The sequence below is a fragment of the Nocardia sp. NPDC059764 genome (genome assembly GCF_042732555.1).
Classification (GTDB): Bacteria; Actinomycetota; Actinomycetes; order Mycobacteriales; family Mycobacteriaceae; genus Nocardia.
In genome coordinates, this window is the sequence record NZ_JBHWHH010000044.1 from 1 (window position 1) to 13,590 (window position 13,590).

15 protein-coding genes and 1 tRNA gene are annotated in these 13,590 nt (G+C 68.3%); 7 read left to right on the forward strand and 9 right to left on the reverse strand.

Annotated elements, in window-relative coordinates:
• From ACFV4K_RS12635 to ACFV4K_RS12650, 4 genes are all read right to left on the reverse strand, one after another.
• The coding region (locus ACFV4K_RS12635) for a 3-hydroxybutyryl-CoA dehydrogenase (RefSeq protein ID WP_379274441.1) at nucleotides 1–840 on the reverse strand (840 nt) is incomplete at its 3' end.
• Between the two features lie 108 nt (nucleotides 841–948).
• Nucleotides 949–1,629, reverse strand: a complete 681-nt coding sequence (locus ACFV4K_RS12640) for a hypothetical protein (RefSeq protein WP_379274443.1) — start codon at nucleotides 1,627–1,629, stop codon at nucleotides 949–951.
• A 10-nt stretch (nucleotides 1,630–1,639) separates the two neighbouring features.
• Nucleotides 1,640–2,461 carry an SGNH/GDSL hydrolase family protein gene (locus ACFV4K_RS12645; RefSeq protein ID WP_379274445.1) on the reverse strand — a complete coding sequence of 274 codons (822 nt, stop codon included), beginning with the start codon at nucleotides 2,459–2,461 and terminating at the stop codon, nucleotides 1,640–1,642.
• Nucleotides 2,462–2,485: 24 nt separating this feature from the next.
• Nucleotides 2,486–3,160: a hypothetical protein gene (locus ACFV4K_RS12650; RefSeq protein ID WP_379274447.1), complete on the reverse strand. Its 675-nt coding sequence runs from the start codon at nucleotides 3,158–3,160 to the stop codon at nucleotides 2,486–2,488.
• A 72-nt stretch (nucleotides 3,161–3,232) separates the two neighbouring features.
• Here ACFV4K_RS12650 and ACFV4K_RS12655 point away from each other — a divergent pair, with 72 nt between their 5' ends.
• On the forward strand, nucleotides 3,233–3,727 hold the full coding sequence (locus ACFV4K_RS12655; protein ID WP_379274449.1) for a MarR family winged helix-turn-helix transcriptional regulator: 495 nt from the start codon (nucleotides 3,233–3,235) through the stop codon (nucleotides 3,725–3,727).
• A gap of 206 nt (nucleotides 3,728–3,933) precedes the next feature.
• Here ACFV4K_RS12655 and ACFV4K_RS12660 read toward each other — a convergent pair whose 3' ends face one another.
• Nucleotides 3,934–4,305, reverse strand: a complete 372-nt coding sequence (locus tag ACFV4K_RS12660; RefSeq protein ID WP_379274451.1) for a hypothetical protein — start codon at nucleotides 4,303–4,305, stop codon at nucleotides 3,934–3,936.
• A gap of 67 nt (nucleotides 4,306–4,372) precedes the next feature.
• Entirely contained in the window at nucleotides 4,373–4,720 is a 348-nt protein-coding gene (locus tag ACFV4K_RS12665) for a YbaB/EbfC family nucleoid-associated protein (protein WP_379274452.1), read from the reverse strand.
• Nucleotides 4,721–4,898: 178 nt separating this feature from the next.
• On the opposite strand from ACFV4K_RS12665, the gene ACFV4K_RS12670 reads away from it, so the two are divergent.
• The 3 genes from ACFV4K_RS12670 to ACFV4K_RS12680 are packed head-to-tail and all read left to right on the forward strand — an operon-like array spanning nucleotide 4,899 to nucleotide 6,942.
• Nucleotides 4,899–5,192, forward strand: coding sequence for a hypothetical protein (locus ACFV4K_RS12670; RefSeq protein WP_379274454.1), 294 nt, complete (start codon nucleotides 4,899–4,901; stop codon nucleotides 5,190–5,192).
• The gene (locus tag ACFV4K_RS12675; protein WP_379274456.1) at nucleotides 5,189–6,424 is read left to right on the forward strand and encodes a DUF6973 domain-containing protein; all 1,236 of its coding nucleotides are present in this window, start codon (nucleotides 5,189–5,191) and stop codon (nucleotides 6,422–6,424) included. Before ACFV4K_RS12670 ends, ACFV4K_RS12675 begins: the two co-directional genes overlap by 4 nt.
• Nucleotides 6,425–6,435: 11 nt before the next feature.
• Nucleotides 6,436–6,942 carry a hypothetical protein gene (locus ACFV4K_RS12680; RefSeq protein WP_379274458.1) on the forward strand — a complete coding sequence of 169 codons (507 nt, stop codon included), beginning with the start codon at nucleotides 6,436–6,438 and terminating at the stop codon, nucleotides 6,940–6,942.
• A 209-nt stretch (nucleotides 6,943–7,151) separates the two neighbouring features.
• Here the strand turns inward: ACFV4K_RS12680 and ACFV4K_RS12685 are convergent.
• The 3 genes from ACFV4K_RS12685 to ACFV4K_RS12695 all read right to left on the reverse strand — a co-directional run bounded on the left by ACFV4K_RS12685 (nucleotide 7,152) and on the right by ACFV4K_RS12695 (nucleotide 8,893).
• Nucleotides 7,152–7,225 (reverse strand) — tRNA-Leu (locus tag ACFV4K_RS12685).
• 78 nt (nucleotides 7,226–7,303) lie between these two features.
• Nucleotides 7,304–8,149, reverse strand: coding sequence for a universal stress protein (locus ACFV4K_RS12690; RefSeq protein ID WP_379274460.1), 846 nt, complete (start codon nucleotides 8,147–8,149; stop codon nucleotides 7,304–7,306).
• A gap of 141 nt (nucleotides 8,150–8,290) precedes the next feature.
• A complete protein-coding gene (locus tag ACFV4K_RS12695; RefSeq protein ID WP_379274462.1) occupies nucleotides 8,291–8,893 on the reverse strand; it encodes a TetR/AcrR family transcriptional regulator in 603 nt (200 codons plus the stop codon).
• A gap of 88 nt (nucleotides 8,894–8,981) precedes the next feature.
• Here ACFV4K_RS12695 and ACFV4K_RS12700 point away from each other — a divergent pair, with 88 nt between their 5' ends.
• From ACFV4K_RS12700 to ACFV4K_RS12710, 3 genes are all read left to right on the forward strand, one after another.
• On the forward strand, nucleotides 8,982–10,034 hold the full coding sequence (locus tag ACFV4K_RS12700; protein ID WP_379274464.1) for an alpha/beta fold hydrolase: 1,053 nt from the start codon (nucleotides 8,982–8,984) through the stop codon (nucleotides 10,032–10,034).
• 170 nt (nucleotides 10,035–10,204) lie between these two features.
• Nucleotides 10,205–11,131 carry a hypothetical protein gene (locus tag ACFV4K_RS12705; protein ID WP_379274465.1) on the forward strand — a complete coding sequence of 309 codons (927 nt, stop codon included), beginning with the start codon at nucleotides 10,205–10,207 and terminating at the stop codon, nucleotides 11,129–11,131.
• A 228-nt stretch (nucleotides 11,132–11,359) separates the two neighbouring features.
• Entirely contained in the window at nucleotides 11,360–13,528 is a 2,169-nt protein-coding gene (locus ACFV4K_RS12710; RefSeq protein ID WP_379274467.1) for an ArnT family glycosyltransferase, read from the forward strand.
• Nucleotides 13,529–13,590: the final 62 nt, after the last annotated feature.

Genomic DNA, 13,590 nt, shown 5'->3' on the forward strand with positions numbered 1-13,590 from the left:
GGTGTAGAAACCGCGGCCGGTCTTGCGGCCCAGGTAGCCCGCATCCACCATGCGGCGCAGCAGCACCGGCGGCGCGTACTGCGGCTCACCGAACTCGGCGAACAGCGACTCGGCGACCGCGAGGGTGACGTCCAGGCCGACGGTGTCGCACAGGCGCAGCGGGCCCATGGGGTGGGCGCAGCCGCTGACCATGCCCTCGTCGATGTCCTCGGCGCTGGCGAAGCCGGTCTCGAACATGCGGATCGCGCTGCACAGGTACGGGATCAGCAGGGCGTTGACGATGAAGCCCGCCTGGTCCTTGGACTCGATGGTGCGCTTGCCCAGCACGTCGCGGGCGTAGCCGGTGACCTTGTCGACCACGGCGCGGTCGGTCTTGAGGGTGACCACGATCTCGACCAGCGGCAGCACCGGCACCGGGTTGAAGAAGTGGACGCCGACCACGCGCTCCGGGTGGGCGGTGGCGTTGGCCAGCCGGATCACCGGGATGGAGGAGGTGTTGGTGGCCAGGATGGTCTCGGGGGAGACGATGCCGTCGAGCTTGGTGAAGAAGTCGGCCTTGAGCGACTCGATCTCCGGCGCGGCCTCGATCACCAGCTCACGATCGGCGAAGTCGTCGATCGAGGTGGTCAGGGCGATGCGAGCGCGGGCCTCGTCGGCCGCGGCCTGCTCGAGCCGCCCGGACTTCACCGCGCGCGCCAGCGACTTCTCGATCCGCTCCACCGCGGCGTCCGCCGCCTGGGTGTCGCGCTCCAGGATCAGGACCGACCCGCCCGCGCGGGCCGCCACCTCGGCGATACCGGCACCCATGGTGCCGCCGCCGATCACGCCAATGCGTTCCACGAAATCTCCTTGTACTCGAGTTACTCGGGCACCATCTTCCTGGACCGCCCGCACCTGCTCTCAGCTGGGCGGACATTGTGAGGTATACCGCACACCCCGCCCCGGTCGTCAGAGGGGAGCGGTGATGGTGGTGAAGTACTGGACGGCCGCCAGGACCGCCACGGGCGCGGTCACCAGCAATTGGCCGGCGATGGTGCCCAGCGTCCCGATCGCGACCACACCGCCCAGGCACCCGACCACCGCGCCGGGCAGGAACGGGCCGAAGAGCCCGACGATGGTGGCCGCGGCGACCGTGGCCCCGACCGCCGCGCCCAGCACGCAACCGACCGCCGCCCCGCCGACACCGCCGACCAGGGTGCCCAGGACCGCGCCCATGCCGATGGTGCTGTTCATGCGATTCCAGGCGGCCTGCTCGCGTTGATAGGGCGTCTGGAATCCGGCGGAGTCCTCGAACGGCAGCGCGACCGGAGCGTAGACGGCGTGCGCGGGATCGAGGTCGGGGACCAGCGTCGCGGTCCGGTCGGTGATGGAGGCCGCGATCGGGAAGACGAAATCGTCCACGCGGAAGGACATTTCGGCTCCGGCGAGCACGGTGCCGCCGGGCGCCGCGATCGTCAGCACACCGTCCCGCAGGGCGAGGACGCCGTCCTCCACGGTGATGACCGCGGCGTCGCCGATCTGGGCGGCGGTGACCGCCACGGCGTCATCGGATGCGGCGGAAGCGGTCGGCTGGGTCGCGCACACGCCCGCGGCCAGCAGGGGAGCGAGGGCGATCATGGTCATTCGCATGGGCTTTTCCTCACGCCATCGCCGCGAGCGCCGACACCACGGCCCGGGCGACGGCGACCTGGCCCACCGGGGTGAGGTGCACGCCGTCCGGCTCGTAGAGCCGATGACCGGAGTCGGGGCGGGTGACGGTGAGCGTGTCGATCACCGGTTCCGGCCGCTCGCGCAGCGACCGCGCGGTGTCCTCGTGATCGGCCGCGCGCCAGCTGATTCCGGCCTGCTGGAACGGCGGGAAGGTCGCGATCAGCGACTCGTCCGCGTCGGTCGGGGTGAGCCAGACCCAGCGCGCGCCACTGAGCCGCACCCCTTCGTCGTGCAGGACGCCCAGATTGCGCGTGGTCTCCTCGGCGCTGACCACGCGGGGCCCGTCGGGGCCGAGGCGCTGCGCGTCGTTCGCGCCGAGCTGGCACAGGACCCAGTCGGGGCGTTGGAACCCCAGCGCCGCAATGCCTTTCAGGGTGTTCGTGGTGGTGGCCCCGGTGACCGCCAGATTGAGCAGGGTGATCGCGTCTCCCGGCCGTCGTAGTTCGAGCAGGTGACGCAGGATCTCGAACCAGGACAGGCGATCCGCGGTGCTGCTCTCGCCGAGCGCGACCACACGCGCGCCGGGAGCGAACGGGAGCCGGTCGACCTGCTCGGCGACCGCGTCCTCGGTCAGCAGATCCGCCGCCGCGGCTCGCGCCTGCGTCGTGAATTCCTCACGCAGCGAGCGATATCCGTCGGATTCGAGGCCGAACAGCGCGGCCACATGGGCGTCGTCGATGCCGTTCAGATAGGGGAGTGACAGTTCGGGCCGCTGGAACCGCACCAGTTTGGTGGTCATCGGGGTGGTCATCGGGGTTTCTCCTGGAAGTGTGAATTACGAACGGGGAAGCAGGAATCCGGCGGCGATCAACCAGGCCATGCCGGTGAAGCGCGCGATCGGCAGCAGGAAAGCCGCCGCGGTGACGGCCAGCGCCGCGGTGGTGCACAGGGCGATCACGGCGATCACCAGGCCCGCGCTGATCAGCCAGGGGGCGAGCAGCCGTCGTGGCGCGGCGCTCACGGCGATTCCCGCGATGAGCAAGCCGGTGGCCATCACATTGGCCGGGCCGCCGCACAGGAACGCGAGCGTGTGCAACCCGCGGACCAGGGCCGGATCGCTCACCACCTCGGGCACGGTGAGCGCCCAGCTGACGAGTCCGGAGCAGATCAGGAAGACGACAGCGAGCGTGCCGCCGATCGCGGCGAGCGCGGGCCCGAAGCCATCGGCCATCCGCCGCAGCCGGGCCGCGGCGGCGGCTGTGTAGAGGGCCAAGGGGATGGCGCTGGCGTACTGCAACACCGCGCCGGTGCGCACGGCCGAGGAGTGGTCGCGGAAGTGGGCGACCGCGTCCCCGGCATCCCCGAAGGGTGACGGAAATGGGCTGCCACCTGCTTGAACGGTGCTGATGACGAGTCCGGCGACGAATAGTCCGGCGACGGCGACACCGAGACTGCCCAGCGGTGGTTCGAGTGCCTCGGGCTTCGGAATGGCGGGGGATTCGGCAGACATGACGGAGGGTTCCGTTCTCTTGCATGAATCGTTCTCTGCTGTGAACGATTGCCTGCCGTGTACGATAACGCCGTGGCCGAAGCGAAGCAAGAGGAATCCGGGCGAGCGCAGCCGACCCGCCCCATGCGCGCGGTCGCCTTCCAGCTCGCTCAGCTGGGCGCCCAGGCCACGCAGCGGTTCTCGGAGCGAATCGCCGAAATCGGGCTCACCCCACCGGAAGTCGGCATCCTGCGGATGATCGCCGCGGAGCCGGGCCGCAGTCAGCGTTCCCTGGCCGCCGAACTCGGTGTCGTCCCCAGCCGCGTGGTCGCCCTCATCGACCCCCTCGACACCAAGGGCCTGATCGAACGCCGCCGCAGCCCCGCCGACCGCCGCAACCACGAACTGCATCTCACGCCGGCGGCGGGCGAACTCCTCGCCCAGCTCGGCGCGATCGCCTTCGCGCACGAACGGGAACAGACCGCGGCGCTCTCGGACGACGAATATCGGCAGCTCGCCGACCTATTGGATCGTCTGGTCGCCGCTCGCGGCCTGACCCCCGGCGTGCATCCCGGATACGCCTCTTAGGCGCCGGGCTCGCGGGATCGGTTCGGAATGGGGGCCGGGCCGCTTCCTGCCCGCCGCCGAACAGGTGCGTGGCGCCACCGCCGGATATCCCGGCCACGTGCGAAGTCGGTAACCGGCCAGGTCATGACCAAACTCGACTGCCCCTCCCGCCTCCACGTCGCCCTCGTGATCAAACAACAAGCCCAGCAAACCGCCTGACCGTCCGATCAACTCGGATGCGGCGCACCACCGAAGTCGAACGCGATGAACAGCAGGGCCAGCGGAAGAGTGACGATCGCGAACCACAGCGTCGCGGGCACAGCCGCAGCCCGCGTATACCGATACCGCGACCCCACCACCCCGATCGCGATGATCACGGCGAACGTCGCGACCCAACTAGCCCAATACCCGACCGACCCCACCCCGTACTCCACCGGCCCGTCCTCCGTGACGGTAGCGGCCCGGCGCGGGTCGGTAATCCCCACACTCCGCTGAAGCACGATGATCGCGCACGGGTAGACGAAACCCATGACCGCCCCGACGATTCCACCCGCAAAGCCCCCGACCGCTTCCAGCACGGCCCCACGATTCCCGTTCATGCGAGGAACTCTCGCCGCCCCCGCTTGCCGAATCCTTAGAACTCACAAGGGTTCTGCCGGGACTTGGTTATCGCGTGTTGCTCCAGAGCGCGACCGGCTGCGCGTCGTCCTGATCGGTCCACTCGGGTTGCTGCGCCGCCATTACGGCGTCCCTCTTCTCATCCCGAACGAACTGTTCGTAAACCTTGTGGGCCTGCGCCTCCGCATCGGCCCGCGCAGCCCGGTACTGCTCGATGATGGTCCGCTCGAGCTGCTGGGTCCCCTCGGCGATGGCGTGCGGCGCCAGCCTGATCTGGGTGATCTGCCCGTAGGCATCCACCTCGATCGCCATGCTCCGGTCCGCGGCGCGAGCCTGGGCTCGGACCACCCCGATGGCCTCATCGATCTTCTCGGCCCGCGCGCGACGCTGGTCCACGTGCTTCGCTCCCCTTTTTCCGGATCGTCCATGCCGGGATGTCTCCCCCCGACTGCCCGACACTGTACCGACACCGACCGTCGGATTGTTCCCAGTACATACCGACCGCTACTATTCGGCAGCACATGGCTGGTGCTGGGGGATTCATGAAGCGAAAGCTGTTGGTGGGACTGTAGACATGGTTGCCTTCGATCCCGAAAAGTTGCGTGGGCTCGCGACCGATACCCGCACCCATGCCGGTGCGATCGGCAAACTGAACCCGATCGGCGAACACAACCGTGACGCCGCTCCCGGCGCGATGCCGTTCTCCGCCTTCGCGAAGAACGTCCAGAGCGTACTGAAGGCGATGGATCGGGTGGTGACGCTCCATCAAGGCAGGCTCGACCAGTTCGCGAGTCTGACCGATAACGCGGCCGGCACCGTCGATGGGATGGAAGAGGCGAATGTGGCCGGATTCAAGGGGATCAAGTGAGCGGTGAGAAGATCACCATCTCCACGGTGCTCGGGTGGAAGCTCGATTCGGCACGCTTCGCCGGCGCGGACGCGATGAACGCCGGAATCACCCTCGAGGCCGAATCCCTCAATGCCGACAAGGCGATTCAGGGTTCTGATCCCTACTTCGGTGAAGCCGGCGGCAGTGCCGCACGGACCATGTCGACCAAGTTGAAGAACGAGGCGGTCACCAGCGGTGACGTCCTCGATGCCATCCACAAGCAGATCGACACCACCGCTGCCGCACTGCAATCGGATATCAAGAGTTTGCAGTCGGCCGTCGACGACGTCAAAGACTCGGAGTGGAACCTCTTCTACGACGACGAGACCGGTGACGTGAAGTCATACGACTCGAACTGGGAGACCATCAAAAAGCATTGGGGCAACCCGGCTTCCGTCGCCTGGAAGACCGCCGCCTGCCTCAGCCTGGGCGCGAGTCTCAAGCAGGCGTTCTGGGATGTGCAGGAAACCGACAAGATCGGCGCGCGCGACCTCGCCACGCAACTCGAGCACGTGTCCGATGCTGTCAAGCTGGTGCTGGCCGGTATCCCGGAGGACGCCGCGCTCCGGGATATTCTCCTGAAATACCAGGTGGACGCGACGAAGTCCGAGATCGTGGTCTGGCCCGACTCGACCACGCTGAACCTGATCAGGTTGTACAAGCCCGACATGCAGCCGGTAGAGATGACGGTCGAGGAAAAGGCCGCGATGGATAAACTCTGCAACCCGGCCTACGGCGGCAATCCGATGAACTACATGAAGTTCAACGACATCAAGGACGAGGCGGAAGAGTTCGGAAAGAACAACAAGTACACCGACGTGAATCCGGACTCGAAGGATGACGGTCACGGGGACGCGGCCCGGCATGCCTACTGGAACGCGCGCATGACCCAGGAGTTCGGCGCCGACTGGGCGAAGCAGTACGCCACCGCTCACGAGGGCGTCGGCGGAAACGGTCCGCAGCGCGAGGCGATGGACCTCAAGAACAACGATGTCGGCCGCCAGATCGGTCTGGCGAACATGAACGCATCGAAGGATGACCTGAAATCCGCGGTCATCGCCGCGGTCGACAAGGGCGACACCGTCGTCATCCACCATCCCGACCCCAACCCCAACGCTCCCGCCCAGATCGCCTTCAGCAATACCGTTCCCTGGACGGATACGACGAGTCCAGAACAAGTGGATATCCCACTTCCGGGCAAGGGAAAGTGAGTGCGAGGCAAGTGAAACCAGCCACGATCGTTGTCGGCATCCTGATCGCTCCATTGCTGGCCGGATGCGCCGCCAAACCTGACAAGCCTGCCGCGAAAACGTGTCAATCCGAAATCCGCCTCGACAGCAAGCCGGAGCCGCTCGGCTCGAGCAAGGCGCTGACGGCGGAGTTCAAAAATGCTGGGTACAGGGAGCAGCCCATCAGTCTTGGTGAGGTCACTCGTGCGGCCGGTTGGTCCGATGGCTGGGACACGGTGATCGACGTGTCCTCGGCAATGGACGACAACTGGCTGAACAAGATGGCGGAAACCCCTCCGGACACCTGCTGGACGGGCCTACCGCCCCGGAACGGTTCGGATCCGGCATCTTTCGGGTACTACGTATTCCTGAAAGACCGACAGGTGGTGCAGTCCGTGACGTGGGAAACCGGGTACAGGGTCCTGGTGTTCCGCGCCAACGAGCGACTGACCCACGAAACCATGCTGAACGCCAAAAGCGGAGGACTCAGAACCTACTGAGCCGGCACGCCGACGCCACCCTTCGTCGAAAACCGGTGTGCCCTGAAGGATCCGAACATCCACCCACCTCGTTCGGCCTGCCCATCTCGACATCGTCGACCGAGCCGCCCCGCCATCGCACATGCGGCCACGACAGTCGGCGACGGCGCAACAGCGGCAACATGATCGCCCGATCAGCGGCCGGGCGCGCACTGTGCAGATGCTGTACGTGCCCCCGGTCGGGCTCGAACCGACACTTGGCGGATTTTAAGTCCGCTGCCTCTGCCAATTGGGCTACGGGGGCGTCTGGGTCAGACTACCGAGCCGTACGTCCGTACGGGTAGCAGGTATTCGGGTGGGGGAGGGTTCACAGGGGCGGGGGCTATGGGGTGGGAGCGATCATGATGGGGGTTTGGACGGAGAGGAGCAGGGACTGGCTGGTGGAGCCGAAGACCTTGCTGGCGAAGCCACCTCGGCCTCTGGTGCCGACGACGAGGAGTTGGGTTCCCGAGGAGACGTTCAGGAGGGAGCGCTCGGGGCTGTCGTGGGCGGTTTCCCGGTCGATGCGGACATTGGGGTAGCGCTCCTGCCAGCCGGCCAGGGATTCGGCCAGGACGTAGTCGTCGAGGGCGTCCATCTCGGGGTCGTCGGAGGCGCCTTCGGCGTGCAGGGCGATGACGGCCACTCCGCGGGCCGAGGCTTCCTCGAGAGCGGCCCGGATGGCGGGCTCACTGATCTTGGTGCCGTCCACGCCGACCAGGATCGGGCGGGTCGGTAGGTCGACGGGTAGGGGGACGCCGTCACGGACCACCACGAACGGGCAGTGGGAGCGGCGGGCCAGCGCCGAACTGACCGAGCCGAGCAGGGCGCGGCGCAGGGTGCCGCCGCCACGTGCGCCACCGACCAGCATGCGGGCCGAGCGGGTGCGTTCCAAGAGGGTGGGAACCACCGCGCCCGTGGTGAGTTCGGTGGTGACGGTCAGGCCGGGGGAGGAGTCGGCGGCTGCCAGCGCCGCGGTCTCCAACAGCCAGTTGCCGTGCTCCTCGAGTCGCTCGTAGTCCTCGGTGGTGATCGCGGTGCCCAGGCCCAGGCCCTGATCGGGGGTGATCTCCAGGACCCGCAGCAGGTGCAGGGGTGCGTGGTGCAGCGCGGCGGTGTGGGCGGCCCAGGCCACGGCGGAACCGGCTGATTCGTCCACGGCGACGATGACGGCTTCCCCGGTCGACATATTGCGTCCTCTCCCACCGTCAATCACGCGGTGCGGCTGCGGGATAGCTGAGCGGTCGCTTCCGACCCTACGCTGTGTGGGGACGGAGAACCCGCGACCCCGCCGAGGGGTGCGTGAACGCGGCGCGGCCGAGACTTGCGGTCATCGGCCGTCCGGTGGCGTCCACCGCAGTCCGCTCAGCACGAAATCGACGACCTGCTCGGTGTAGTCCGCGGCGAACGGCTCGCGGACGAGCAGCTTTCTGAAGTGAATGGGCGCGGTGAGGATTTCGAGCACCAGCTCCGGGTCCGGCGCCGGGCCGATCTCACCGCGCGCCACAGCGCGATCCAGCATCACCCGGGTCGCGTCCAGGCGTACCCGCCAGAATTCGGCCCGGGATTCGGCGAGTTCGGGGCCTTCGCCCCCGGCGGCCATGGCACGCAGGAGCGCCGCCCCCAGCGGCGAATCGACCATCGCGACGATCGAGCGATGGAAGCCGATCAGATCGGTGCGCAGCGATCCGGTGTCCGGCGTGGGCAGCTTCGCCGCGCTGTTTTCCACCAGTGCGTCGAAGATCAGCCGTTCGCGGGTCTTCCAGCGCCGGTAGATCGAGGTCTCGTGCACGCCTGCGCGAGCGGCAACGAGTCCGATGCTCAATTGATCGAAACCGTTGTCACCCAATACTTCCAGGGTGGCATCCAGCACGGCCTGCCGGACGCGCGCGGAGCGGCCGCCGGTGCGGCGGCGAATTTCGGGATCGGTCACCGAATCATGTTAACGCAAGAAGCTTGCGTTTGCCTATATGCGGGTCTACCGTGACTTATCGCAGGAACTATTGCGTTAGGAGCTTCGAATGGCATTCCAGTGGCAGGTCGATCCGGAGGACCTCTTCGTCGAGCGATACCCGCAGATGGTCGGCACCGGCCTGCCCGCGGCCGACGTCGACGAGGTGCGGGCGGCCATCACCGATATGTGGCCGGACCGATCCGGCGGCTGGGTGCACGAGTGGTCGCGGCTGGCCGGCCGATACGCCGCCGCCGGCAGCCCCTGGCGGGCCGCCCTGGCCTACGGGTGGGCCAAGTTCCCCGCCCTGGCCGACACGCCCAAGCGCACGGCCCTGTCCCGGCAGGTCGATCAATACCTGCTCGCCGCACCCGATTTCGACGTCGCGTTCGATCGCATCATCGTCGACGCCCCCTACGGTGGCGGCCATGTCGCCGTCCCGGTGCACGTGCTCACCCCGCCCGGGTGGTCGGCCGCCGACCCGGTGTTGCTGGCCTCCGGCGGCGTCGACTCCTGGAAGATGGACCTGCACGGGTGGTTCACCGAACTCGCCCTGCGCACCGGAATGCGCGTGCTGGCCTTCGACATTCCGGGTACCGGGGAGACTTCCATGCCCCTGTCCGCCGACCGCGGCTTCGACGTGGTCCGTGCGCTCATCGACCATGCCCGTACCCTCGGCGGCGGCCGGGTCGCACATCTGGGGATCTCCATGGGCGGCTACTTCTCCGCCCGCTCCGGCCTCGCCGGCGAGGTGGACGCCGCCATCGTGCTGGGCGGTCCGGTCGAGCGCTCCTTCGACCCCGATCGCACCTGGGCGTACGGAATGCGCGGAATCGTCGGCAACGCACTGGGTTTCGACACCGAACCCACCGATACCGAACTGGCGCAACGCATGTCCGCGTTCACCCTGCGGCAGTGGCTGGACCAGGACCGGAACGCGCCTATGCTGGTCCTGAACGGCGCCGACGACGTGCACATCCCGCAGGCGGACACCCTGGTCTTCAAGGGCCGCCCCGAGACCGAAGTGCTCCTGATCCCCGGCACCGGGCACTGTGCGGTCAGCAAATTCCCCGAGGCGCTGAGGATCATGATCGACTGGCTGGTCGCCTCCGCCCGCTGGTGAGCCGCGGCACCCTGTGGCACCCGCAGCCGTGACGAGGGGTGTACGGGCTCGGTGTGGCCACGGGCAGCCCGCGGTGACCCAGTTCACATCGACACCTCTTGTAGATACCCCCTAGGGGTATTAACTTGATCTTTCGTAAGGCAGTGAAAGCAGTTGAGAGGGACGAGAAGATGACCACCCAGGCCCACACCGGACACCACAACCACGCGGCCCACGGCGAGCACGCCGGACACACCGAGCACGCGGCTCACGCCGACCACAACGCGCACGCCGGTCACGAAGGCCACGGTGCGCATGCCGCCCATGCCGATCACACCGGACACGCGGATCTCAACGCCCACGCCGGACACGGCGCCCACGCCGCACACGGCGGCCACGCCGCCGGAGTCCCCGGCGGCCTCCAGGTCACCCAGGACGGCTACACCCTCGATCTCGCCGAAAAGGTCGTCGCCGCAGGCGAAACCGAGTTCCGCTTCCGCATCCTCGGCCCGGACGGCGCACCCGTCACCGAGTTCGACGCCATCCACGACAAGGAACTGCACCTCATCGTCGTGCAGCGCGAGCTCACCGGCTTCTGGCACGTGCACCCCGAACGGCGGGCCGACGGCATCTGGACGGTCCGCCTGAACCTCCCCGAGGCGGGCGCCTACCGCGCCTTCACCGATATCGCGCCGCGCGCCCTGGGCCGGACCATCACGCTCGGAGCGGATTTCGCCATCGCCGGTGACTACCGGCCCGGCACCGCGCCGCAGCCCGACCGCACCTTCGCGGTCGACGGCTACGAGGTCACCCTGGACGGCGACCTGGTCGCGGGAGAGGGCCGCCTACTCACCCTCACCGTGCGCAAGGATGGCGAATTGGTCACCGACCTGCAGCCCTACCTGGCCGCGTACGGCCATCTGGTGATCCTGCGCGCCGGGGACCTGGCCTACGTCCACGTGCACCCGAACGGCGAGCCCGGCGACGGCGTCACCGCGCCCGGCCCGGACGTCACCTTCCACACCGCGGTCCCCGGACGTGGCACCTACCGCCTGTTCCTGGACTTCAAGCACGGCGACAAGGTCCGCACCGCCGCCTTCACCCTGCCCACGGTCTGATCCTCGAGGCCCCCAGCGTTCTCGAGGCAGCCCGTCACTGACAAGCACGACCGGATACCTGGAAAGGGCACCCGCCACAGCGGGTGCCCTTCCGGCTTTCTGCCCCTCTTCTCGCAGTTCAGGCCCTCACAGGGAACTCCCAGCCGTCTCGAAGCTGCGGTCAAAACCCGCGGCCTAGGCTCCGCGACGACAGAGAAATTCGGGCTGGAACAGCAGAAAGCGGGTGGCATGTCGACCATCACCGGTGTTGCGGACGATGCGCCCGTACCCAAGGACGGTGACGTGTCCCCGGCCGGTGGGCGGCCGCGCTGGGAACTACCGGCCACCGCCGCGCTGCTGATCGCCACCGCCGTCGTCTACCTGTGGGGACTCGGCGGCGCGGGCTGGGGCAACGGGTATTACGCCGCGGCCGTGCAGTCGGGCACCCAGAGCTGGAAGGCGCTGCTGTTCGCCTCGTTGGACCCGCAGAACTCCATCACCGTCGACAAGCCGCCCGCCGCCATGTGGGTGATGGCCTTGTCCGGCAGGATCTTCGGCTTCAACGCCTGGTCCATGTTCGTGCCGCAGGCGCTGATGGGTGTCGCGTCGGTCGCGCTGCTCACCGCCGCGGTGCGGCGCTGGGCCGGACCCGCGGCCGCGCTCATCGCGGGCGCGGCGCTGGCGGTCACCCCGGTGGCGGCCATGATGTTCCGCTTCAACAACCCCGACGCCCTCATGGTGCTGCTGCTGGTGGCCGCCGCGTACTGCACGGTGCGGTCCATCGACGCACCGGGACAACGCTTCTGGTCCGGCGGCACCGGTTGGCTGGTCGGCGCGGGCGTGCTCATGGGGTTCGGCTTCCTCGCCAAAATGATGCAGGCGTTCCTGGTCCTGCCCGGCCTGGCGCTGGTGGTGCTGGTGGCCGGCGCGGGCGGATGGCTCACGCGCATCACGCGATTGGCGTCCGCGGGCGTGGCGCTGGTGCTGTCCGCGGGCTGGTACGTGGCACTCGTCGAACTGTGGCCCGCGAGCTCGCGGCCCTTCATCGGCGGATCCACCAGCAACAGCCTGTGGGAGCTGGCCGTCGACTACAACGGTCTCGGCCGGATCCTGGGCAACCACAACGGTGGCGGCGGCGGACCCCGAAACATGCCGTCGACCGTGCCCACCCCGTCCGCCGCGCCCACCCCGTCGGCGGTGCCGAATGCCTCCGCCCTGCCCACCCCGGGCGCGCACCCCGATCCGTCCCAGATGCGCGGCGGCTTCGGCGGATTCGGTTCGCAGCCCGGCATCACCCGTCTGTTCTCCGGCGAGCTGGCCACCGAGTTCTCGTGGCTGCTGCCCGCCGCGCTCATCGCACTGATCGCCGGGTTGTGGCTGACTCGCAGGCAGCCGCGCACCGATCGCGTCCGCGCGGGCCTGCTGCTGTGGGGCGGCTGGCTGCTGGTCACCGGAATCGTGCTCAGCTACATGAGCCGCAGCTTCCACTCCTATTACTCGATGGAACTGGTCCCCGCGCTGGCCGCTGTCCTCGGCATCGGCGCGACCCAATTGTGGCAGCGCCGAACCCATCTCGCGGCGCGCGTCACCCTCGCGGGCATGGCTCTGGCCACGGGCATCTGGTCGTTCGTGCTCCTGCATCGCACACCCGAATGGCTGCCGTGGCTGCGCTGGACGCTCATGGCCTTGGCGGTGGTCACCGCGGCCACGCTGCTGATCGCCCCGAAACTGCCGCGGTTCATCCTCGCCATCGGTGTGTTCGCGCTGCTGGCCGGGCTGCTCGGCCCCACCGCCTACACCCTCGAGACCGTGGCCGGCGTGCACAACGGCGGCAGCCCGATCGCGGGCCCGGCCCGAAGCCAGCGCGGCGGTCCCGGCCAGAATGCCGGTGGCTCAGGCCAATACGGCGGTGGACAGCGGGGCGGGGTCGCCGATCCGCAGATCGTCTCGCTCGTCGACGGCAGCGATGCCCGCTGGGCGGCGGCCGCGATCGGCGCGCAGGATGTCGGCACCCTCGAATTGACCACCGGCAAGGCGCTGCTCGCGATCGGCGGCTTCAGCGGCCGTGACCCGTCGCCGACGCTGGCCCAGTTCCAGCAGTACGTCGCCGACCATCAGATCGGTTATCTGCTGATCCGCCCCCGTCAGGGCAACGAGTCCGAGCCCGGCGGCACCTCGAACCAGGAGCAGCCGACCAACCCCCAGCCCGGCGGCGACACCCACGCCGGCGGCGGACACCAGCCCCGCCAGGACCAGAACGGCCAACAGCCGGGTGGTCAGCAGTCGGGCGGTCGGAACCCCAGCGGGCAGGGCTCCGAATCCAACGGATCCACCGGCGCCGAGATCACCGCCTGGGTGAAGGCCAACTATCCGGTGACGATGGTCGGCTCGGTGGAGGTCTACAACCTCAACCCCTGACCCCGACCGCCCTTCACTTCCCTATCGCTCGCATGCACTGGCGCAGGCGCACTCCCGAAAGC